At 50.7% G+C, this 21714-nt stretch carries 17 protein-coding genes; 6 read left to right on the plus strand and 11 right to left on the minus strand.

The annotated features are described in order from the left end of the window. Positions 1 to 21: 21 nt before the first annotated feature. Genes cofD through npdG form a run of 3 tightly spaced genes read right to left on the minus strand, consistent with a single transcriptional unit; the run spans position 22 to position 2461 of the window. Positions 22 to 1008 carry a 2-phospho-L-lactate transferase gene (gene cofD, locus HNQ57_RS01610; protein WP_184460870.1) on the minus strand — a complete coding sequence of 329 codons (987 nt, stop codon included), beginning with the start codon at positions 1006 to 1008 and terminating at the stop codon, positions 22 to 24. Then, the gene (gene cofE, locus HNQ57_RS01615) at positions 1008 to 1778 is read right to left on the minus strand and encodes a coenzyme F420-0:L-glutamate ligase (RefSeq protein ID WP_184460871.1); all 771 of its coding nucleotides are present in this window, start codon (positions 1776 to 1778) and stop codon (positions 1008 to 1010) included. Before cofE ends, cofD begins: the two co-directional genes overlap by 1 nt. Before the next feature lie 5 nt (positions 1779 to 1783). Then, positions 1784 to 2461: an NADPH-dependent F420 reductase gene (npdG, locus tag HNQ57_RS01620; protein ID WP_184460872.1), complete on the minus strand. Its 678-nt coding sequence runs from the start codon at positions 2459 to 2461 to the stop codon at positions 1784 to 1786. A gap of 365 nt (positions 2462 to 2826) precedes the next feature. Between npdG and HNQ57_RS01625 the strand changes: the two genes are divergently transcribed. Next, on the plus strand, positions 2827 to 3600 hold the full coding sequence (locus HNQ57_RS01625; RefSeq protein WP_184460873.1) for an SDR family oxidoreductase: 774 nt from the start codon (positions 2827 to 2829) through the stop codon (positions 3598 to 3600). 244 nt (positions 3601 to 3844) lie between these two features. Then, positions 3845 to 4312 (plus strand): globin domain-containing protein, encoded by a 468-nt coding sequence (locus HNQ57_RS01630; RefSeq protein ID WP_184460874.1) that lies wholly within the window; start codon positions 3845 to 3847, stop codon positions 4310 to 4312. A gap of 66 nt (positions 4313 to 4378) precedes the next feature. On the opposite strand, the gene pyk is transcribed toward HNQ57_RS01630, so the two are convergent. The 5 genes from pyk to HNQ57_RS01655 all read right to left on the minus strand — a co-directional run bounded on the left by pyk (position 4379) and on the right by HNQ57_RS01655 (position 11774). Beyond that, positions 4379 to 5800, minus strand: coding sequence for a pyruvate kinase (pyk, locus tag HNQ57_RS01635; protein WP_184460875.1), 1422 nt, complete (start codon positions 5798 to 5800; stop codon positions 4379 to 4381). A gap of 170 nt (positions 5801 to 5970) precedes the next feature. Further along, entirely contained in the window at positions 5971 to 7155 is a 1185-nt protein-coding gene (locus tag HNQ57_RS01640; RefSeq protein WP_184460876.1) for an acyl-CoA dehydrogenase family protein, read from the minus strand. Positions 7156 to 7226: 71 nt separating this feature from the next. Next, complete coding sequence (locus tag HNQ57_RS01645) at positions 7227 to 8135, minus strand: VOC family protein (protein WP_221301534.1); 909 nt, start codon at positions 8133 to 8135, stop codon at positions 7227 to 7229. A gap of 37 nt (positions 8136 to 8172) precedes the next feature. Further along, positions 8173 to 9237: a 3-ketosteroid-9-alpha-monooxygenase, oxygenase component gene (locus HNQ57_RS01650; RefSeq protein ID WP_184460878.1), complete on the minus strand. Its 1065-nt coding sequence runs from the start codon at positions 9235 to 9237 to the stop codon at positions 8173 to 8175. Positions 9238 to 9599: 362 nt separating this feature from the next. After that, complete coding sequence (locus tag HNQ57_RS01655; RefSeq protein WP_184460879.1) at positions 9600 to 11774, minus strand: glutamine synthetase III family protein; 2175 nt, start codon at positions 11772 to 11774, stop codon at positions 9600 to 9602. A gap of 290 nt (positions 11775 to 12064) precedes the next feature. Between HNQ57_RS01655 and HNQ57_RS01660 the strand changes: the two genes are divergently transcribed. Both HNQ57_RS01660 and HNQ57_RS01665 read left to right on the plus strand, forming a co-directional pair. Continuing rightward, entirely contained in the window at positions 12065 to 13318 is a 1254-nt protein-coding gene (locus tag HNQ57_RS01660; RefSeq protein ID WP_184460880.1) for a BaiN/RdsA family NAD(P)/FAD-dependent oxidoreductase, read from the plus strand. A gap of 103 nt (positions 13319 to 13421) precedes the next feature. Continuing rightward, positions 13422 to 15083 (plus strand): NAD(P)/FAD-dependent oxidoreductase, encoded by a 1662-nt coding sequence (locus HNQ57_RS01665; protein WP_184460881.1) that lies wholly within the window; start codon positions 13422 to 13424, stop codon positions 15081 to 15083. A 621-nt stretch (positions 15084 to 15704) separates the two neighbouring features. Here the strand turns inward: HNQ57_RS01665 and HNQ57_RS01670 are convergent. The 3 genes from HNQ57_RS01670 to HNQ57_RS01680 form a co-directional block, all read right to left on the minus strand. Next, on the minus strand, positions 15705 to 15971 hold the full coding sequence (locus HNQ57_RS01670) for a hypothetical protein (RefSeq protein WP_008249006.1): 267 nt from the start codon (positions 15969 to 15971) through the stop codon (positions 15705 to 15707). A 212-nt stretch (positions 15972 to 16183) separates the two neighbouring features. Further along, positions 16184 to 16957, minus strand: coding sequence for a 3-hydroxybutyrate dehydrogenase (locus HNQ57_RS01675; RefSeq protein WP_184460882.1), 774 nt, complete (start codon positions 16955 to 16957; stop codon positions 16184 to 16186). 3 nt (positions 16958 to 16960) lie between these two features. Further along, a complete protein-coding gene (locus HNQ57_RS01680; RefSeq protein ID WP_184460883.1) occupies positions 16961 to 17626 on the minus strand; it encodes a TetR/AcrR family transcriptional regulator in 666 nt (221 codons plus the stop codon). A 159-nt stretch (positions 17627 to 17785) separates the two neighbouring features. On the opposite strand from HNQ57_RS01680, the gene HNQ57_RS01685 reads away from it, so the two are divergent. Beyond that, positions 17786 to 19222 (plus strand): sodium:solute symporter family protein, encoded by a 1437-nt coding sequence (locus HNQ57_RS01685; protein WP_184460884.1) that lies wholly within the window; start codon positions 17786 to 17788, stop codon positions 19220 to 19222. Between the two features lie 167 nt (positions 19223 to 19389). After that, positions 19390 to 21660: a TonB-dependent receptor gene (locus HNQ57_RS01690; protein WP_221301535.1), complete on the plus strand. Its 2271-nt coding sequence runs from the start codon at positions 19390 to 19392 to the stop codon at positions 21658 to 21660. Positions 21661 to 21714 lie beyond the last annotated feature (54 nt).

The raw sequence follows: 21714 nt of genomic DNA on the forward strand, positions 1-21714 counted from the left end.
ACTTTATAGATGATTTTTATTTTAATTGCGCAGCGCAATTCCTGCAGCAAAATCCAAAACAATCTCGGCCAAACGCATTTTACTGCTCACATCACTCATCATCGTGGGCGCGACACACACTTCTATTCCCAGCGATGCGACGTCGTCGGCGCAGTCGGCGTCTTGTTCATCCAAAACATAACCGTCGAGCAGATCACCATAATGCTGGGCCACCGCAGTCGCAGTGGCTGGCATCGCCAACTCCCGCATCATTTTCGCCGCAGGGCCTTTTACCGCACGGCCAGCAATTATCGGCGACACTGCGATAACAGGCGCTTTAGTCGCATTTAATAGCGCCCGACACCCTGGAATCGACAAAATAGGATCAACACTCACAAAAGGATTAGACGGACAAATAATTACTGCGGCGAGCTCGTCACCTTGCAGGAGATCGACAATAGCTGGGTGCAACTGCGCAGTCTCGATGCCATCAAAGGCCAAGCCACGCACTTCTGGTTCACACTTGTCGCGAACAAAATACTCTTGGAACTCGAGCCAGCCCTGATCGGTGTTAACTTTGGTGGCGACTTTATCTTCGCTCATCGGCAATAGGGTCTGTGCAATGCCTAAGCCGCAGCACAGTTTCTCCGTTACCTCAGCCAGACTAGAACCGGTCGCCAGCATTTGACTGCGAAAAATATGCGTTGCGGCGTCTTGGTCGCCGATTTGAAACCACTCGTCACCGCCGAGCCTGCGCATGGCAATCCCTGTCCGCCAGCTTTCGTCCTTTAACCCCCAGCCCCGGGTTTCATCATTTAGGTCAGCTAAGGCATACATGACCGAATCAAGATCTGGGCATATTCGCAGACCCCAATAATCAAAATCATCTGCGGTATTCGCAGCAATAGTGAGTTGACCGCCCTTGAGCACGCCAGCGAGTCCCCGCGCCAATTTAGCGCCACCCACGCCGCCGGTTAATGCCAGTATTCGCCCCTGAAAATCAGAGTCAGCTAAGTGATGAGTACTCATTAGCGAAACATGTCCCTATCTCGGTCACGAATTAAGGAAGCCGAACCATCATTCGAGGGACGCAATTTAGCGCCCCGCACCAACACTAATGGCATTGCCTCGCTGCCCTGCCCCATCAAAAAAGATGCCGCGGCGGCGAGTTCATCAGCAACCGCCACTTCGGTAATCTCTAGCGCACGACCGAAGAGATCCTGCTCACCGATACGATTTTCTACCGGTTCAAAACCTGCCGTGCCTATGGCAAAACCGAGGCTGCCATTGCGCCAAGCTCGCCCTGCGCTGTCGTTAATAATAATATTAACCTGTGCACCGGTTTTAACAGCCAGTGCCTCGCGCAAGCGTTGGGCGCTGGCATCTGGATTTTCTGGCAACAGCAACAAACGAGGGTTGCTGTCATCACTAAGAATATTAGAGCGGTCAATACCGGCATTAGCATGAACATAGCCTAATTTATGTTCAACAATAACCACCCCCGGCCGACGACGTAGAACAGCGCGCGACTCGCGCAGTAAAACCTCCATGTGACGAGGGTCTTTATCGCATTCAAGCGCTAAGGCATGCGCCTCGGGGCCGGGTTCCACGTCGTTTAAAAAAGCGTAGCGTCCCTCAGCCTTCGAGACAATTTTTTGAGCCAGTACCAAGACATCGCCGTTTTGCAACGCTAAGTTCGCTTGATTTAGCGCACTTAGCGTCAACGCGCAAAGATCGTCGCCAGGTTCCACCAGGGGAATACCCGGCACCGCATGTAATGTCAGAGCGCCTTGCGTCATATTAATCAGCGATCCAGACCGGTCAGTTTAATTCCGGCGTGACACTTATACTGCTTATTGATAAAAATGAGCAGCGAGGTCATCGCCTCCACTGCCGCCGCGTTGGCGATACTGCCGGCATGAAAGCCACGCAAGCCAACGGCTTCAACCAATTCAATTACCGCCGCGCGGGCCTCTTTATTATCACCGCAGACGAGAACATCGCATTCCATGCCCTGACCATCTTGCAGGTGCACCGCAGCAACATTCTGAAATGCCGACACCACATTGACCCCTTCACCCAGTAAATTTTGTGCAATTTGACCAGCGGAGCCCTCTGCCGGCAGCTGCACTCTCGCCACTTTCGGCGGCACGAGCGGCACGGTAACATCAATTAGAATTTTACCTTGCAGGGCCTCTTTAACACTTAATAAGGTGCTCGCGTGGTGAGCAAATGGCACGGTGAGGGCGGCAATATCTGCTGCATTCGCCGCAGCGATATTATCCATCGCAAGTACCTGAACCTGGCCAGCGCCACGCTCCTGCATAAGGGCGCGCAAATCTGCCGCGGCTTCCTCGGCCTTTTCTTGGCTGCGGGAACCAATAATAATTTGGTAGCCCGCCTCCGCCCAGCGCCGAGCCAAGCCTGTTCCCAAGCCTCCGGTTCCACCTAAAATCGCAACAACTGGTTTGATCTCGCTCATTATTGATACACCTTTATCGGTTGAATTCGCTCTCGACACGCTTTACTTATTCGATACCTTATCTAAATTACGGCCATAAACTAACAGCTTACAAGTCGCGACAACAACATCGAAGACCCTATCGCATTCTTACAATCTGTTAATCCTTAAAAAGCGCCCTAGCATTACGCTATTTTTCACTGCAGTGTATATCGCCTAGATATAGGTAAACATTGTCAAAAGAGTCTAACTTAGGTCAAAAACGGTCACTCTTAGCTATCATTAGGGTCTGCCAACTAGTCAATTTAGTGTATGAAAAAGTGTGACCGAGCACGTTACAATACGCTCTTCTCTAATAATTAAACAAAGTATTTCTTGGAGTTTGAATGCAGGCATCACTTGACTACAGCGGCAAAGTTGTCATTGTCACCGGCGGCGGCAAAGGTGTTGGCAAAGGCATTAGCGAGCGCTTTTTAAGCCTAGGCGCCACCGTCATTATTTGCGGTCGCACGGAGCCGGAGCAACTACCTCAAATAGGCGAAAATACCGCCATTTTCAGCAGTGTAGACGTGCGCGATGTCGACGCTATTTTTAGCTTTGTCGAGCATGTCGCTGCGGCTCACAAGCGTATAGATGTGCTGATCAACAATGCAGGCGGCGCGCCCGCCGCCGACGCGGCAACTGTTTCACCCCGATTTTCAGAGTCTATTATTCGTCTAAATTTGCTCGCCCCGTTAAACTTTTCCCAAGCCTGTAACGCAGTGATGCAACAGCAAGCCAGTGGTGGCGCGATCGTCAACATTGCCTCCGTGAGTGCAGTCAGACCTTCACCGGGCACAGCAGCCTACGGCGCCGCCAAAGCAGGCTTAGTCAGCCTTACCACCTCGCTCGCCGTAGAATGGGCGCCAAAAGTAAGAACAAACGCGATTATTGCCGGCTTAATTCGCACCGAGCAATCGCACTTACACTATGGCGATGAAGCGGGAATAGACGCCATAGCCAACACTATCCCCCTCGGCCGCTTAGCCCTGCCTCAAGATATTGGCGATGCCTGCGTGTTTCTAGCCAGCGATTTAGCAAGCTATATTAGCGGCTCAACACTGACAATTCACGGCGGCGGCGAAAAACCCGCATTTTTAGGCGCAGCAAACGTCGAGTAAATAGACATTGCGCCGGCGCCCTTGAACAGGTGACCGGCGCCAACCATCACGCGACTCAAGCTCAGCCACACAGCGTCGCCTACACACGCTTAATTACGGTAACTAGCTATACCCCCCTCGGTTAGCTCTAATAATCATCTACCGCTAAATCCTCTAGATTAAAACCCAAGATGAGATACACGCTTTTCAATCTCTCTTTATCCATTGCTTTTTGGCATCAATACGCGACCGTGAGGCGCTAGCCATGACACCGCATCAAATCAACTGTATTCAAAAAAGTTTTCGCACTATAAATGCCGTCAGCCGCCCCTTTGCCCGGCTTTATTACTTGCGCCTATTTCAATTATCCCCTGAGTTAAAGCGACATATTAATAGCCAAGCCGACTACAAAGGCCGAAAATTTGTCGCCCTGCTCGGTACCGCTGTTCGCTCGCTCAACAATATTGACGGTTTAAAAGTGGTTGTCAGCAGCCTAGGTCGGCGTTATACCGCTCAAGGCTTGCATGATCACCACTTCGCGTTAATGAATCAGGCTTTACTTGAAACACTGAAAATGGCATTAGGTGATGAATTTTCCGGCGACGTTGCCGCCGCCTGGGCTGCCGGCGGCGCACTGCTACTGGAAACGCTCAGCGAGTCCGCAGCAAAAACCACCTTAGAACACTGCCCCTGGGGTAAGGAAATTCCTACTGCCTTAGCCGTGGTGACCTAACCACAACAATTAGGCCACAGATAAAAAAGGCGCCACAAGGGCACCTTAATTCGCTACCCGCTGGTGCTAGGCAACTCTGACAATCTTCAAGGTATTGGTGTGACCGTCAACACCCACCTCATCTCCGGTAGTGCCAAGAATTAAATCACCGCTTTCAACATGGCCTCGCGCCTGAATTTTTTCAACACAGCTCATAATTTCAATGCCCACCGCCGGACTGGATATCGCATAGACACCACGATACAAGCTCACGCGATTACAGGTTGTTGGGTTGCGACTGAAAGCGAAAATAGGAATTCCCGAGGTTAACCGCGACATCAGCAAAACCGTGCGTCCAGTTTCTGTCATTGACACAATTGCCTTTACACCAACCTGATGGTTTGCTGCATAAACAGCGCTCATTGCCACGGTTTCTTCTACAGACTCAAATTTACGCTCAATTCGATAACTTGATTTCCTCGCCGAAGGATACAATTCCGCGCCTTCGCAATTGCGCGCCATTGCCTTAACCGTCTCCACCGGATACATACCGGAGGCCGTTTCTGCCGACAGCATAACAGCGTCTGTTCCGTCCAATACTGCATTAGCAACGTCAAACACCTCAGCGCGGGTTGGGACTGGGCAACTAATCATAGACTCCATCATCTGCGTCGCAGTAATCACCGGCCGATTCAAAACCCTCGCCCGCTTGATAATGTGCTTTTGCAAACCAATTAAACTGGCGTCACCAATTTCTACGCCCAAATCACCCCGTGCCACCATTACGCCGTCACAGGCGCGAATCAACTCATCGAGGTGTTCGTCATTAGCCACCGCTTCGGCGCGTTCGATTTTGCCAATAATATGGGCAAAGCACCCCGCCGCTTCAAGCTTTTGACGGGCATCAATAATATCTGCTGCACTACTGGGAAATGACACCGCAATAAAATCGAGGCCGATATCAGCCGCAAGTTTAATGTCTTCCATATCTTTGTCGGTCAGCGCGGGTGCCGACAGGCCGCCGCCCAAACGGTTAATCCCTTTACGGGAATGCAGTTTGCCTGCACTTTCAGAGCGGCAATGTACTTTTTCGCCAACGACCCGATCTACCAGTAAACGCAAGCGGCCATCGTCTAGCAGCAGCGTATCGCCCGCCGTCACCGAGCGCGCCAACGGTTCGTAATCGACACCGAGGTGATATTCACCGCCCTCACCGTCGGCCAGTTCGGTATCCAAAATTACTTCCGTGCCTTTTTTCAGCTCGACAGGATCAACGGCTAATTTGCGAAGTCGAATTTTCGGGCCTTGCAAATCACCCAATATTCCCACAAAGCATTTGGCCTCTTCTGCCAATTCACGAATTAACAGCGCCCGCGCGCGATGCTCATCGCCATTGCCGTGGGAAAAATTCAACCGAAACACATTCACCCCGGCGCTAATCATCTCAGCAAGCACTTCGCGAGAGTCACAAGCGGGTCCGACCGTGGCCACAATTTTAGTACGACGCATGAAAACCGCTACCCTTTGAATAAATGGTGAGTTAAAGCCCTATGTTACACCCCTCACCCCGCTACAGCGACATATCGCGCGATCAGTTTTAACAGCAAAGACCCGCAGTCATTTATTCAGACATAAAAAAACCCGGCAATGCCGGGTTTCAAAACTAACTCATATCAGACTTAGATGAAGTAATCGCCGTTATCCATACCCAAGTCAACACCACCTAAATTACGCGCAAAGCTGGTGGGGTTATTGGCAACGTGCGCTCTAGCAGTGTGGATATCTAAAAATCGCTGCTGAATCTCACTACCCAGAAATACTGACTGACCGCCAGCAACTTCAAACAAGGAGTCGACAATCGCAATACTTTTACTAATCACTACAGAGGCGTGGTAGCGGTAACGCACCCGATCTTCCACCGGCACCGGCTGTCCAGCTTCGGCCAAGGCCATCATCGCATCGAAGTTGCGGAATAACAGCGCTTCCATTTCGTCGATGCCATTCACCGCTGCGGCAATACGCTCTTGCACCTGAGTATCACCGGCGAGCTTAGTCGGGTCGCCACTGGCCTTGTTTAGTACCGCATGCTTATACAGCCCAACCGCGGCCTTACAGGCGCCAATGGCTGGCGTGCAGACCACGCGGATAAAGGTTTGCGCCCAAGGCAATTGGTATAACGGCGCAGTGTTCACCGCCTGACCTGGATTCGTACAGGCAAAACCATCACTCTGCTTGTGGGTCATATAATCAGGAACAAAGGCGTCTTTCACCTCTATGTCATTACTGCCCGTACCTTCTAAGCCCATCGACTGCCAGGTATCAATAATCTGATAATCACCTTTGGGAACAAGAAATGTACGGTAACCGTCGCCAGGAATTATTGCGCCCAGTAGCGCCCATGTGCAGTGATCGCTACCACTAGACCAGCCCCAGCGCCCGCTAAGCTTAAAGCCGCCGTCAACGACAGTGACCTTACCCATAGGGGCATAAGACGATGAAACTCGAGTATGAATATTATCGCCCCAAATAGCCTGCTGGGCACGATCATCCATCACCGCTATTTGAAACGCGTGCACGGCGATGATACCGCCGGCCCAGGCTGTCGACATACAGGCTTCAGCGAGTGCAATTTGCATACGGAAAAAATCTTGGGGAGACAATTCCAAACCGCCGTAACGCTTTGGCTGTAAAGCCAAGAAAAAACCAAGCTCTTGTAACTCATCAATTGAGGCCTGCGGCACTTTACGCAGCGCTTTAGTCTCTGCCGCCCGCTCGCGCAAACGCGGTTGCATTGCGGTTATAGCAGCCATCATCTCGGCAACGATTGAGCTCTTGGCTGCGTCTTTAGCTTGCGCTTCGCCCATACTGTATCTCCTGTCATTATCTTCAATTGCACCATAGGGTGCTGCTTTCGCTAGGCCTTAATACTCGTGGTTTAAGCGTCGGGCATATTAAATTTGTGGCCCCACAAACTCGGCAAGCTCGTTACCGTTGGGGTAAACCCATCCCAATTCATTTGCAGACCGTCGGTGCCGAATTCCATTGCAAACCCAGCAGGCGTCGCCATATAAAAGGACAGCATATTGTCATTGGTGTGTCGGCCTAAGGTAGACACTACCGGTATGCCCGCCGCTTCGACGCGATCAAGGCAATAACCAACTTCATCTACTTCTGTGACTTCCAGCATCAAATGCACACAACCAACCGGGTTCGCCGCGTCTTCATATAGCGCTAAGCTGTGGTGACGCGGATTATTAACATGCATAAAATTCAAGCCTTGACCCGGATCATTGGGATCAGGCGAAAAGTGAAAATGCATGTAATCGCTGTCGCCAAAACCCAAAACGTCGGTGTAAAAAGCGTGAGTCTCAGCCAGCTTGGACGCTGGCAATACGGCATGACCAAAGCCCATATCACCGTTAAATCCGGTTTCAAAGCCAGAGATCCCCTGTGGCGAAATAAACTTACCGTAATCCAGCTCGCCACCCCAATACAACTCTAGCTCGTTGCCGGACGGATCTTGCAACTGAATTAAACCACGCACGCGACGCGATTTAGCACGGGCGGCAGATCCTTCAGTAAATTCAATACCCGCGGCCTGTAATTCTTCTTTCGCTTGTTTAAAGCCGGCTTCGTCGGCCAATTCCCAACCGCAATAACGAAGTCGGTTTTGCTCAGCTTTCACTATGGCAAAACGATAAGGCCGCTGATCCATCTTAAGGTAGACGCTACCGTCGTCACTCGGCACGTTCATCAACCCCAGTATATTTGTACCGTAATCCTGCCATTCCGACGGATTAGTCGATTCAATAACAACATAACCTAAGCTGCGAACATCCATCATTTATTCCTTTATTATCAAAGCTGGCAAGCCACGCTGTTTAGGTATTGCGCAACGCGTAATCCACCACATATTCACGACGCTCGGCAAATACTTCCGGCACGTCAGCAACATTGACGTAAAACTGTTGATACCACTGACGTAGGCGATTTATCGGGCCATCACCATCACACAGCACCGGATTGTCCACCCGCGTTTTGGTATGCCATATATGGACATCTTGGAAGAAAGCTGTGCGATTTTGCTCGGTATACTGGCGCGCCATTTCATTATTTTGCTCATCGCTCATGCCCGCAATTTTCTTCACGGCAACGCCAAAACGCAGATCAAAACTATTCAGATCAATCGGCACATGCGTCACTAACAAACGTGACGCAACTTCCATACCCTCGACCTGCCCGGTCATATACGTGTTCATATACGCGGGGCCGTGGTAAGTCGCTTCTGACTTCAGCTCGCCATCTTCAGCCAGCAATTCAGAGCCACCGGTTAACTGCTGGCAGTAGGTGTGCTTATGAACAATATTTTTAAATTCTTTAATTGGCGCACCATGTATTGGACCAAAATGTGCGACGTCAGCCATATTGTCAATTAGCTCACGTGCATTGGTATTGATGCTCATTACATCCATTTGCCAAATTGTCCACTCATCACTGAATACGTCATCTATGCGCGGTGGGCGCTGCTCTTCTATCGGCGGATTCCCTTCTGGATCAAACCACACAAACAATAGGTGATTTTCTTCCAAGGTGGGGTATGAGCGAATTACTGCCTTGGCCGGTATACGCTTAGCGTAAGGAATATCATCGCACACGCCGTCGGCACCCCAGCGCCAAGCGTGGAATGGGCAGCGGATCGAGTTACCCTCGACACAACCTTCGCTTAGGTCTGCTCCCATATGCGGGCAATATCCGTCAAGTACATGCATTTCGCCATCTTCACCGCGATAGGCAACCAAGCGCGTGCCAAAATAGTTGAGCTTAACGGGTGTGCTGGTATATTCACTGGCCAAGCCGAGGCAATACCAACCACGCGCATAGCGGTCAGGTAATTCTGCCGCTTCAATTATATGCGGCTGACGCGACACTGGCGCTGGCTGACTCATGGTAATTCTCCTGATTAAACTCTGATCGCAATGGACTTAGCATGGTGAAAAATTTTCACACATGCCCCCACGGCGCACCATCCTCCGTTTAGACGACCTGAAAAATCACTGTAATCATCTGTTTTTTATAATTATTTTTAAAATAAATCGCCGCTAAATAAAAATGTTTAGACTCCCCCAGCGAAACAGCTCACCCCGCGACGAATACCCGAGCACTCCCTAGCGCTGCACCTTCACTTTATCGAGCATTATTCACACACATTGACCATTGCAGCAAAATAGTCCAAACGCCAGATACAAAAAAGCCCTCACATGAGGGCTTTTTTGTCAGTGTAAAACCGTCACTGCAGTGACGGAAACACTTACCTCACAAATAGCATTTCGGCATACTTAGGCAGTGGCCAAAGATCATCGGCAACCAAGCCCTCAAGAGCATCAGCATGACCGCGCACCTCTAGCATTAAGCTACGTAAAGTGCCCGCTGCATACTGCATATGCGCCTCTGTAGAGTCAAAGTCATGCACGGCCAAAGCGGCACTCAACTTAGTCACTGCAGCCATCATGGCATTAGCTTCATTCGCTACCGCAGTCGCCACACTGTTATCTAGCTTAATACCCAAGGACGACATTGCAGAGCTGGTGGTCGTCAGCTGCGACAGATACTCGACAGCGGCGGGGTAAATACTTGTAGTGGCCATATCAACCACTAACTTACCTTCTACCTCAATCGCTAGCAGGTACTGCTCAGAGTAAACTTCGAAGCGGCTTTCTAGCTCAACAGGCGTGAATACACCCGTGCTTGAGAACAGCTTAACAATCGCCTCATCACGCAAGTAAGGTAGCGCGTCTGCGGTCGTTGGCAGATTTTTCAAGCCACGGTCTTCAACTGCAGCACGGTGCCATTCAGCAGAGTAACCGTCGCCACCGAAAATAACATTGCTATGCTTTTCCATCAGCACTTTAATTACTTTGATCGCCGCTTCAGCGACATTGGTACCCGCGGCTAATTCAACCTCTAACTGATCCGCAATCCAGTTCAATGAATCAGCTAGCATGGTATTCATCGCAACCAAGGGACCTGAAACCGAGGCAGAAGAACCCACAGCACGGAACTCAAAACGGTTACCGGTGAAAGCAAATGGCGAAGTGCGGTTACGGTCACCAGGATCGCGCTCAAACTTCAGAATCTGACTCAAACCCAGATCCATAAGGCCACCCACTTCCGACTTCAGTAATTTACCTTCTTTGATGTCATTGAAGACACGCTCAAGCTGGTCACCCAAGTAAACAGAAAGTATCGCTGGAGGTGCTTCGTTGGCACCCAAACGGTGATCGTTCGACGCAGAAGCGATAACAGCACGCAAAAGCGGTCCATAAAGGTGCACTCCGCGAATTACTGCACCACAAAAGAGCAAAAAGTTAATATTGTCGTGTGGCGTACTGCCCGGATCCAGCAAATTACCCTGAGTCGCGTTACCAACCGACCAGTTTACGTGCTTACCTGAGCCGTTTACGCCAGCAAAAGGCTTTTCGTGCAGCAAACATACAAAGCCATGACGCTTAGCAGTCAGCTTTAACAAGGTCATCATCATTTGCTGGTGGTCAGAAGCGATATTCGCTGCCTCATAATAGGGCGCGATTTCAAACTGACCGGGTGCCACCTCGTTATGGTGCGTCTTTGCCGGAATACCAAGTTTATAAAGCTTGTCTTCCAAGTCCTGCATGAAAACCTGCACACGTTCAGGGATTGCAGCGAAATAGTGGTCGTCAAACTGCTGACCTTTAGCCGGTGAAGCGCCAAACAAGGTGCGGCCTGCCATGCTCAGATCAGGGCGACTAGCGGCGAAGTTAGCGTCGATCAGGAAGTATTCCTGCTCAGCGCCACAGCTGGCATTCAACGTAGCGATTTCCGTTTCGCCCATCAGCGCCAACACGCGCTGACCCGCTTTATCCAAGGCCGAGTTAGAGCGAAGCAAAGGTATTTTCTTGTCTAGTGCCTCACCGGTCCAGCTCATAAATACGCTTGGAATCATCAAGGTAGAGCCGTTTTCGGTGTGCATGATATACGCTGGGCTCGTTGGATCCCACGCTGTGTAACCACGCGCCGCATTGGTCATTCGCAGACTGCCGTTTGGGAAAGAGGAGCCATCTGGCTCGCCTTTAATCAACAAACTGCCAGTAAACTCAGTGATCGCATGACCTTCAGAGTTAGTAATGATAAAGCCGTCGTGCTTTTCAGCCGTGGCATTGGTCATGGGGTAAAAAATATGCGAGAAAAACTTAACGCCTTTGCCTGTCGCCCAGTCTTTCATAGCCGCAGCAACCACATCGGCCGTCGCAGCATCAAGCGGTGCGCCGGTTTGCACGGTCTTTTTCACTGCTTTAAAAGCATTCTTAGAAAGACACTGTTCCATCTTTGCAAGATTGAAAACATCGCTTGCCCAGATTTTACTGAGTGGCTCAGGCATCGTAACGGCCTTGGGCGTACGATTAGTAATCTGGGAAATAGCTTGAACGCGCGCTTGATTGCGACTCATTAAGGTGACCTCGCCTTATAGAATATTTAAGTAATGGGTATCACTTGAGCTGACTGAGATTCAGAAACTGAAATGACTGCCGTTGTGCTAGCAATAATTGCACCAGCTTAGCGCAATTCCGACTAAATTGATAAAAAATTAATAGGCCAGCGCTTTAACCGGCGCAGTATAGCGCTAGCCGCCACAAATACTAGCCAGACAATAGCAGCCTAGGCCACAGTTATGCCCGCTGCCATATTTACCGCTATACTGCGCGCCAAAATACCCTCTACAAAAGTGACACCGCTGCCGTGCAATTTGCCTCCAACCACTTCGACGTGATCATTCTTGGTGCAGGCGCATCGGGCTTAATGTGTGCGCTGACCGCCGCCCAGCGTGGCCGACGGGTATTAGTATTAGAAAAAGCCAATAAAGTCGGCAAAAAAATCCTGATGTCCGGCGGCGGGCGCTGCAATTTCACCAACCATTTTGTAGAAGCCGACAATTTTATTTCTGCCAACCCTCACTTTTGCAAGGCGGCACTTACCCGCTATACCCAGTGGGACTTTATAGGCATGGTAGAGCGTTACGGCATCCCTTATGAGGAGCGTAAACACAGCCAATTATTTTGCCTAGATTCCGCCAAAGACATCCTTAATATGCTGCTGGATGAATGCGCCCAAGCTGGCGCAGAAATCCGCACTCACTGCTGCATCGATAAAATATCGCCACTGCCCGAGCGTGCCCACTCCGACAAGCATCAGCCCGAAGACCGACGCAGTCGTTATCAAGTCGCCCTACACCAAGGCCAACAGCCATTAAAGCTCGAGTGTCACTCACTTGTCATCGCCACCGGCGCGCTATCCATTCCCAGCCTCGGCGGCAGCGGTTTAGGTTACGACATCGCGAATCAATTCGGCATTGCCCTCACTGAGCGCCAAGCAGGCTTGGTACCCTTTATGTTCAGCGATGCAATGAAGCCTCTATGTGAGCGCCTTTCGGGGCTCGCGCTAGAAGTGGAGGTGAGTTGTAATCAGCGTAGTTTCACCGAAAATCTGCTCTTTACCCATCGCGGCATCAGTGGCCCAGCGATACTGCAGATCTCTAATTACTGGAACCCCGGCGACGAGATCCTCATCGATCTACTACCCAGCCTCAGCGCCACAGACTGGCTACTCAGCGCGAAACAGCAACAAGGTAAAAGCTTATTGCGCACGGTGCTTGCACAAAAGCTATCTAAGGGCCTAGTAGCAGAACTGCAAACCCTGTGGTGGCCTGATAGCGCCGACCAGGCAGTCGCCGGCTACAGCGACAAACAACTTATCGCCATTGCCGAAAAATTTCACGCTTGGCGGCTTAAGCCCTCGGCAACAGAAGGCTACCGCACCGCCGAAGTCACCCGCGGCGGCGTAGATACGGCTGCGATTAGCTCCAAAACCATGGAAGTAAAATCCTACGCCGGTCTGTATTTTATCGGTGAGGTGCTGGACGTTACCGGCCATTTAGGTGGTTTCAACTTTCAGTGGGCGTGGTCATCGGGGTATAGCGCTGGCCTCGTTTGCTAATTTATTGCACATCATTAAGCGTGAGCCATTGTTCAAGCACCTAAAACCCACAATCGTGATAAAATCCCGCGCTTAAAGACAAAACCGGAAATACACTGCGTTCATGCTAAGACTCACCGACATCAAACTGCCCCTACATCACAACGACACCGAGCTACGCAGCGCCGTACTCAGCAAGCTGCCCGTCGCTGAGCATGAATTACTCGGCCTCCATATATACAAGCGCAGCTACGACGCCAGAAAAAAGCACAACATCCTACTTATCTATTTATTAGATATTGAGCTCAGCCCCAGCGCAGAGCAACGCGTGTTAACACAGTTTTCCGGTAAATCCTTTATTGGCTCCAGCCCCGACACCCACTACCACTTTGTTGGTCATGCCCCCAGTAACTTTCCTAGCCCCGAGCAACAGCGGCCCATTGTGATTGGCTTTGGTCCCTGCGGAATTTTGGCAGCGTTAGTCCTAGCGCAAATGGGCTTAAAACCGATTGTATTAGATCGCGGCCAAGACGTTCGACAGCGCACTAAAGACACTTGGGGGCTATGGCGGGAGCGCAAGCTCAACACCGAGTCGAATGTGCAATATGGCGAAGGCGGCGCAGGCACGTTCTCAGACGGCAAGCTTTACAGCCAAGTTAAAGATCGCCGCTTTCTCGGTCGCAAAGTCATGACTGAATTTGTAAAAGCCGGCGCGCCAGAAGAAATACTTATGGTGAGTAAACCCCATATAGGCACATTCAAACTGGTTAAGATGGTCGAAAACATTCGCGCCGAAATCACCCGCCTCGGCGGCGAGATTCGCTTCAATAGCAAAGTAGAAACCTTACACCGCGATGCTGGCGACGATAAAAACGGCCACATCACCGGCGTCACGCTCAGCGACGGCAGCCACCTCCCCAGCCGCCATGTAATTTTGGCTGTGGGTCACAGCGCCCGCGACACCTTTGAAATGCTCTTAGCGCAGGGGGTTTACCTTGAAGCCAAGCCTTTCTCCATAGGCTTTCGTATTGAACACCCGCAATCGGTAATCGACGCAGCCCGCTTTGGCGACAACGCTGGCAACCCTATTCTCGGCGCCGCCGATTACAAGCTGGTTCATCACTGTAAAAATGGCCGCAGCGTCTACAGCTTTTGTATGTGCCCCGGCGGCACCGTGGTCGCTGCCACATCGGAAGAAGGTCGCGTGGTTACAAACGGCATGTCGCAATACTCCCGCAACGAACGCAATGCCAATTCTGCCATTGTGGTGGGTATTGAACCTGAAAAAGACTACCCCGAACACGTACTCGCGGGTATCGACTTGCAACGCCAGCTCGAAAGCTTGGCTTATCAATTGGGCGGCGAAAACTATAATGCGCCCGCTCAACTGGTGGGCGATTATCTGCGCAATACGCCCTCTACAGAATTGGGCAAAGTCATTCCATCCTACAAGCCCGGTGTGAGCCTCGGCGATTTAAGCCTCGCCCTGCCCGATTTTGCCAATGCCGCTATTCGCGAAGCCATCCCCGCCTTTGATAGGCAAATCAAAGGATTTGCCATGAACGACGCAATTCTCACCGGCATTGAAACCCGTACATCGTCGCCGATCTGTATTAAACGCGGGCGCGACTATCAAAACCTAAATACCAAAGGGCTCTACCCTGCCGGTGAAGGCGCAGGTTATGCGGGGGGAATTTTATCGGCGGGGATCGACGGCATAAAAGTGGCCGAGGCAGTAGCGATTGATTTATTGGGCCTGGACATGGCCATTCCTGACGGGCGCTAAGACAGTCTGTCAACCGCGTCGACTTGCGCACAACCGGTGAACCGTTACTTGGCCAAATTCTAAAATGGCCTCTTACCTCGGTGACGACAAAGCCTATACCGGCCTCCTCACACGCTACTTTATCGGCAGCGTCGAATTCTTACCGGTGCAAAAGGGTATTTTAGCGGGGCGCCGCGACGCATGGGTAAACTCGCAGCCTTAGAAAAATCAGATCGCTGCAACGCTGTATAACGCGGTTTGAAGAGCAGCATCCCAACTCGACGAAAGCCTTAGACTTTGTGAATGGATACTTGCCTACGCAGGCATGACTCACACGTGGATCCTGAGCGTGATTATATCGTCACTCCTGCGAAGGCAGGAGTCCATCTCTGCGGCGTAGTGCGGCATAAATGTTTGAGCGTGCGGTGCAGATTACAGCGGATATTGCCTGCTATCGTCGCCACCCAATTACGCAAAGCCGTGGCTCCGGTGATATCGCGGCACACAACTACGAAAAAATTAATTGGCTTTTGTCTACGCCATTTACACTAAGCAGCTCGACGATTTCAAATTTTTCTCTAAAGCCATCGCGAGCCACTGCGAGCTGTAGGTGCCGTGAAAGACCCCCTAGCGACACTCTTTTTATAAATCTAAGTTCCGCGTCAGCACTTCAGCAGATTTAATAATGCGGCTAACACGGTAAAGCTCATCGTGCTTTTCTTCATCAGAATAACCTGCAGGCTCGCCTGTTCCGGCGTTAACGAGCCAAGAGGTTTCAGGTCTGCGCGTACCCAGCAGCTTCTTTAATTCAGGAGCGGTAATACCTAATGCTTTAGCTGCTGCACTATTGCTGCAACGGGTCTGATTTTCGTTCAGATAATCGAGTATTAGGGTAATTTTATCTTGCATTACAATAGGATCCTTACAAAGCTAATATGCGACAAAGTGTCCACCCTTGCGAGCTGATTAACTCTGTTATCAATAAAACGGGAGTTGGATCGATCAGTATACCGCATTTCTAAGGCAATTATCTTGTTACTGTCACGAAACGGTGTCATCTGAGGTGGCATGATATTCGCGTCTCGACGTTAACATCCGCTACTCAGCCTTACTACAAATGGCTACTTCACAGTCCACCCGCCATCCAAGACCAACTCTTGGCCAGTCATATTTCTCGCAGCATCACTAATAAGGTAATTTACCGCGCCGCTGAGCTCGTCCATTTCGATAAAACTTTTTTTAGGCATCGGCTCAAGCATAATTTTGTTAATGACCTCGGCTTCAGAAATGCCGTGAACCTTAGCCTGATTGGCAATTTGCTGCTCAACGAGCGGTGTTTTCACATAAGAGGGGCACAGCGTATTAATGGTGATATTTTGATCTGCGGTTTCTAGCGCAACAACCTTAGAAAAGCCGAGTAAACCGTGTTTAGCGGCAACATAAGCACTTTTATGGGGAGATGCCACCAAGGAGTGAATGGAACCGATATTAATGATGCGGCCAAAATTATGGCGGCGCATTAAGGGCAGTAGGGCGCGGCTTAGCATTGCAGGGCCTATAAGTAAGATTTCCGTGATCAGTTTCCAGCGATCTACCGGAAAGTCTTCTAGCCTCGCAACATGCTGAATGCCGGCGTTATTCACCAATATATCGGCATAACCGCCTGCAGCCTCAAGACTTGCCACCGTCTGCGCTATATCCGTTTCGCTCGTTACATCAAGCTTCAAGGCGTTTACAGCAAAGCCCTGATCTCGCAAGTTTTTTGCAGCGCCCTCCGCCGCCTCATATTGGCTATCACTCAGCCACACAGCATAGCCTTGCCGGGCTAAATCACTGCATATCGCCAAGCCTATGCCACTGGCGGCGCCAGTCACTAACGCGACTCTCTTTCTCATTGCTCACCTGTTTTTAATTATTGTTTCTTTCCCGCACACCGCCCTAAATCCCGCCGCCATGAACGGAATCATGCGTTGATACGCTGCCTCAAAGTCGGAAGACTGGCACTTACCCCCAGACAAGCGATCAATACGCCCAGTTTGTGCCAAAGTTAACGCAAGGGCACCAGACACATAGTGGTAACACCAGTGCAGATCCGCTTCCCGCGCCTTGGGAAAAATTACTTTTAAGGCCTCAATAAACTCGCCGACATGCTTGTCAAAATTGTCCTTCATCAAGGTTTTGCTCCATACCGGCGAGGTCATTACATACGCTAATAAGGCCATGTAATTTTTCCAACCAGGATCACCACTCTCTTGCGCAAATTTCAGTGGCAATAAAAAAGCCTCGATAATTTGCTCCAAGGTTTGCGGTTGACCACTGGCAGCTTGCAGGCTATTGCGCAGCACTTCGCGACGGGTATTGCCTAATAATTCTGCCCGGCGATGAAACACCGCATAAAACAAATCAAGTTTTTTGCCAAAGTGATAACTGGCCAGCGCAACATCAACATTGGCGCCCGTCGAAATCTGGCGCATCGTTACGCCGTCAAAGCCATGCAGAGCAAACAGCTCTTCCGCGACATCCAGAATGCGCTCACTTTTTAGACCGCTGTCTTTTTTATTCATTGTTACACCCCAAGCACCAGCGAAAAATCGGTCTATGTGAAACGACGTGTCTTACGCCACCGGCCTGTAAATAAATCTGTTTTAAAAGCCGCGCTTGTTTTTTCAACAAGCGTTGAATATAGTGGCTCACGAATAATTAAAATACAAGGCGGATATTACATGAATTCGGCAGAAGTCTTTAAATATGTGCTGACTGGCGCGTACGTGATACTTGTTTATGGACTCTCTTGGATAGGGATGCGCCGCACCAAAGACATCAGTGGTTTCGCCATTGGCAATAAAGACATGAGCCCCTACCTCATCGGCATAACGCTCGCGGCATCCATCGCGTCAACGGCGACCTTTGTCATTAACCCGGGCTTTGTCTATGCCCACGGCTTGTCTGCCTATCTCCACTACGGCGTTGCAGGCTCAGCGGGGATACTTACCGCGTTTATCGTTTTGTCCCGAGGCTTTTTGCGCTTGGGCGAGGAAAGCAAGGCGCTGACAATTCCCCAATGGATATACCATCGCTATCACCATCGCGGCTTTAGCCTGTTTTTTGCCTTTATCAATTTATTATCGATCAGCTTTGTGGTGTTGATTTTAGTTGGCTGCAGCCTACTCATGACAGGTATTTTCCCAATAGAACAAAAGTCCGCCTTAATCGTGGTACTGGTCTTTGTATTCTCTTATGTATTAATGGGCGGCACCTACGCCCATGCCTACACCAACACCCTGCAAGGCATCATGATGATCATCGTGACCTTGTTATTATTTATTCAAGGCTTCCACTATTTCAACGGCGATATTTTAGGCGCATTGCGCGACATCAGCCCCGGCTATGGCGCCGCCTTCAACCCCGAAAGCAATCTTTATTACGATTTTTTCTCGGTGTTTGGCGGCGGCTTTATTGTTACCTTTGCGCTAATGCTCCAGCCCCATATTTTAACTAAGGTGCTGTATTTGCGCAGCGAAGCCGACATTGGTAAATTTATTGGCACCACCGTTATTGTCGGCACACTCTTTACTTTAATTTTAATGGTCGGCTTTTACGCCCGCCTTGCCGGCCTAGAGATCCCCACCCAAGACACCGTCGTAAGAGAATACTTGCTACATGAATTCAGCGGCAGTCCCCTCGGCGAAATCACCCTAGTGTTTATTTTTATTACCCTGCTCGCGGCCGGCATGAGCACCTTAGACGGTATTCTCGTGTCACTATCAGCAATGGTGGTTAATGACATTGTCACGCCGCTGAGTAAGAGCCAAAACAACGGACTCGCCTGGTCGCGCTGGACGCTAATCGCGGTGGGTATCATCGGCCTGCTACTGGCCTGGAATCCGCCGCCACTGATCGGTTTATTCGCGCAAAAGGGCGTGTACGGCCTTGCCGCTGCGTCATTGGTACCAATGCTATTCGGAGTACTGATACGCAAAAAGCTACCCTTGCCACTGATTGCCAGCGCCTCGTTTATCGCGCTGTTAAGTCACTTCTACTTCAACTTATTTGGCGGTGTCGCCAACCCTGCGGTGTCGGCCAGCTATGCCATTATTGGCTCGTGCACATACACCCTCGCAGGGCTCGGCATACTCCACTTATTCCAAAGCAAAAAATAATTTCACTTTAGCTATATTGACTTTTCAACGGATGTTGAATAACCTCGATTACAAATTCAACAATTGTTGAGTTAAAACCGAGTAATCTACACCGCACTAACACATAATCATAAACCTAACGCAGGTGCCCCATGATAAATATAAGAAATGATAAAAAGCGGATAGCCATGTTAATCGCAATAAGCAGCGCGGCGGCCACATACCACAACCCAGCGTGGTCACAGCAAGGCGCAGCAATCGTGTTAGAAGAAGTACTGGTTACCGCGCAAAAACGCGAACAAAATCTGCAGGAAGTACCGGTCTCTATTACCGCGTTTACTGCCACAGAACTGGCAAGCAAGGGCATTACCACCATTACCGAATTGGAAAAAAGTGTGCCCAACACGCAGTTCCGTGCGAGTCGCGCCACCAACTCTACTCTCACTGCCTATATTCGCGGCGTTGGTCAGCAAGACCCACTCTGGGGGTTTGAACCCGGTGTTGGTGTGTATGTTGATGATGTTTACTACGCGAGGCCGCAAGCAGCTGTTATGGATGTATTCGACGTAGAGCGCATCGAAGTTTTGCGTGGCCCCCAGGGTACGCTCTACGGTAAAAACACGGTGGGCGGCGCAATAAAATACATTACCCGCCGAATGACTGGCGAAGCCGAGGGCACAGTTACCCTTGCCACCGGCGCCTACGACCAACAAGACATGAACATTTCAGCGCAACTACCCATTATTGATAATGAGCTGTATATCGGCGCCGCCATCGCCAGAATGGAACGCGACGGCTACGGCAGCGTAGACACCGGCTACAATATTAATACTGGCAACTACAGCGCCAGTGAAGAGAACTACAATAAAGATATTTTAGTTGCGCGAGTCAGCGTGGAATACAGCCCCACCGATGAGCTGTTTATTCGTGTAGCTGGCGACCGTACCGACGACAATTCTAATCAGCCCTGCGGCTCGCAATCTAACGCTAGCACCCTAACCCACCCGGCCAACGGACAGTCTTTTGCGCGATCGAGCAATCCGTTTGACGGCGCCTGCGGCACAACGCATCTGTCGAATGTCGAAAACAGCGGCTTCTCACTCACAGCACAATACCAGCTAACCGAAAACACCAGCTTAAAATATATATTCGCCAAGCGGGAAGGTGAAACCCAGCAGTTCATCGACTTTGACGGCACCCCCCTCGACGCCTTTGATGTACCCGCCAAATACACCGACGACCAAAAGTCCCATGAGCTGCAAGTCAACTACAGCATTGACCGCATCGCCGTGGTTGCTGGCTTGTACTACTTTAGCGGCAACTCAGCGGGCGCATTTGATGTGGTGTTAAACGGTTTGGGCGGCACCCCCTATATGGATGGCGAGCATTATGATCTGGCGATTGGCGGCGACGTCGACACCGAAAGCAGCTCCGCCTACTTCAATATTAGCTACGACATTCTCGACGATTTAACCCTCACCACAGGCCTGCGTTTAACCAAGGACGACAAAAACTCCAACATTAGACGCTATGCTTATAACACCACTAATTCATCACCCTATACCCAGACTCAAGGCACCAACTTCACCTATGGCGACGCCAGTAATGACACTCTGCTCTCGGTGGCCACCGACATTAGCGACAAAGACGCCGATAAAGATTGGAGCGAACTCAGCCCCTCCGTCAAACTCGACTGGCGCATGACTGACGACGTAATGCTCTATATTAGCTACGCCGAGGGCTTTAAATCTGGCGGCTTTGATATGCGCGGCAACGCCGCCACCAATCCCAATGTCGCCCAGGGCTACGACCCTGAGACCGTTGAAACCCTTGAAGCGGGCATAAAATCACAGCTGTGGAATGACCGCCTACGCCTCAACTTCACCGTGTTTAGCATGGACTACACCGACATGCAGCTGACGGTACAAACCGCCCAGCCCGCACCGGTGTTCTTCTCCTCTGACGTGGTTAACGCTGGTACGGCAGAAATACAGGGTGCTGAATTGGAAGCCTTATTCCAAGTCACCAGCAATATCAGCACCTCACTCTCAGTTGGCCACATGAACGCCGAGCTGACCGAGGTTATTTCCGGTGGTACGGACGTCTCCGACAGCTGGGAAATGCTCAACGCGCCCGATTGGACCGGCCAGTTCGCAATCAATTATGAGCGCGACCTCGGTGACGCTGGCAGCATTGCCCTGAACACTGCCGCCTCTTACCGTGACGCCTCCAGAAACTTTAATAATGTGGTGTGCAGCTGCGACCAAGATAAGTCCTACACCTTGCTCGATGCAGGCGCCAACTGGTATTCCGCAGACGAACACTGGACGGTTGGCCTGCACGCAAAAAATATTGAGAACAAGACATACAAAACCGGCGGTTACAATCTTGGCTCTGGTGAACTCGCCTTTTACGGCGCGCCAAGAACCTGGACCGCCAGCGTGGCCTACGCCTTTTAAAGCAAGGTTAAAAGGGTCATGGCAAGTACTTACCATGACCCTCATGCCCACCTT

Source organism: Zhongshania antarctica, assembly GCF_014202945.1.
GTDB classification, from domain to species: domain Bacteria; phylum Pseudomonadota; class Gammaproteobacteria; order Pseudomonadales; family Spongiibacteraceae; genus Spongiibacter; species Spongiibacter antarcticus.

Coding starts and splice junctions, on each gene's coding strand:
- cofD (WP_184460870.1), bottom strand. CDS start 1,008: ATGAGTACTCATCACTTAGCTGACTCTGATTTTCAGGGGCGAATACTG.
- cofE (WP_184460871.1), bottom strand. CDS start 1,778: ATGACGCAAGGCGCTCTGACATTACATGCGGTGCCGGGTATTCCCCTG.
- npdG (WP_184460872.1), bottom strand. CDS start 2,461: ATGAGCGAGATCAAACCAGTTGTTGCGATTTTAGGTGGAACCGGAGGC.
- HNQ57_RS01625 (WP_184460873.1), top strand. CDS start 2,827: ATGCAGGCATCACTTGACTACAGCGGCAAAGTTGTCATTGTCACCGGC.
- HNQ57_RS01630 (WP_184460874.1), top strand. CDS start 3,845: ATGACACCGCATCAAATCAACTGTATTCAAAAAAGTTTTCGCACTATA.
- pyk (WP_184460875.1), bottom strand. CDS start 5,800: ATGCGTCGTACTAAAATTGTGGCCACGGTCGGACCCGCTTGTGACTCT.
- HNQ57_RS01640 (WP_184460876.1), bottom strand. CDS start 7,155: ATGGGCGAAGCGCAAGCTAAAGACGCAGCCAAGAGCTCAATCGTTGCC.
- HNQ57_RS01645 (WP_221301534.1), bottom strand. CDS start 8,135: ATGATGGATGTTCGCAGCTTAGGTTATGTTGTTATTGAATCGACTAAT.
- HNQ57_RS01650 (WP_184460878.1), bottom strand. CDS start 9,237: ATGAGTCAGCCAGCGCCAGTGTCGCGTCAGCCGCATATAATTGAAGCG.
- HNQ57_RS01655 (WP_184460879.1), bottom strand. CDS start 11,774: ATGAGTCGCAATCAAGCGCGCGTTCAAGCTATTTCCCAGATTACTAAT.
- HNQ57_RS01665 (WP_184460881.1), top strand. CDS start 13,422: ATGCTAAGACTCACCGACATCAAACTGCCCCTACATCACAACGACACC.
- HNQ57_RS01670 (WP_008249006.1), bottom strand. CDS start 15,971: ATGCAAGATAAAATTACCCTAATACTCGATTATCTGAACGAAAATCAG.
- HNQ57_RS01675 (WP_184460882.1), bottom strand. CDS start 16,957: ATGAGAAAGAGAGTCGCGTTAGTGACTGGCGCCGCCAGTGGCATAGGC.
- HNQ57_RS01680 (WP_184460883.1), bottom strand. CDS start 17,626: ATGAATAAAAAAGACAGCGGTCTAAAAAGTGAGCGCATTCTGGATGTC.
- HNQ57_RS01685 (WP_184460884.1), top strand. CDS start 17,786: ATGAATTCGGCAGAAGTCTTTAAATATGTGCTGACTGGCGCGTACGTG.
- HNQ57_RS01690 (WP_221301535.1), top strand. CDS start 19,390: ATGTTAATCGCAATAAGCAGCGCGGCGGCCACATACCACAACCCAGCG.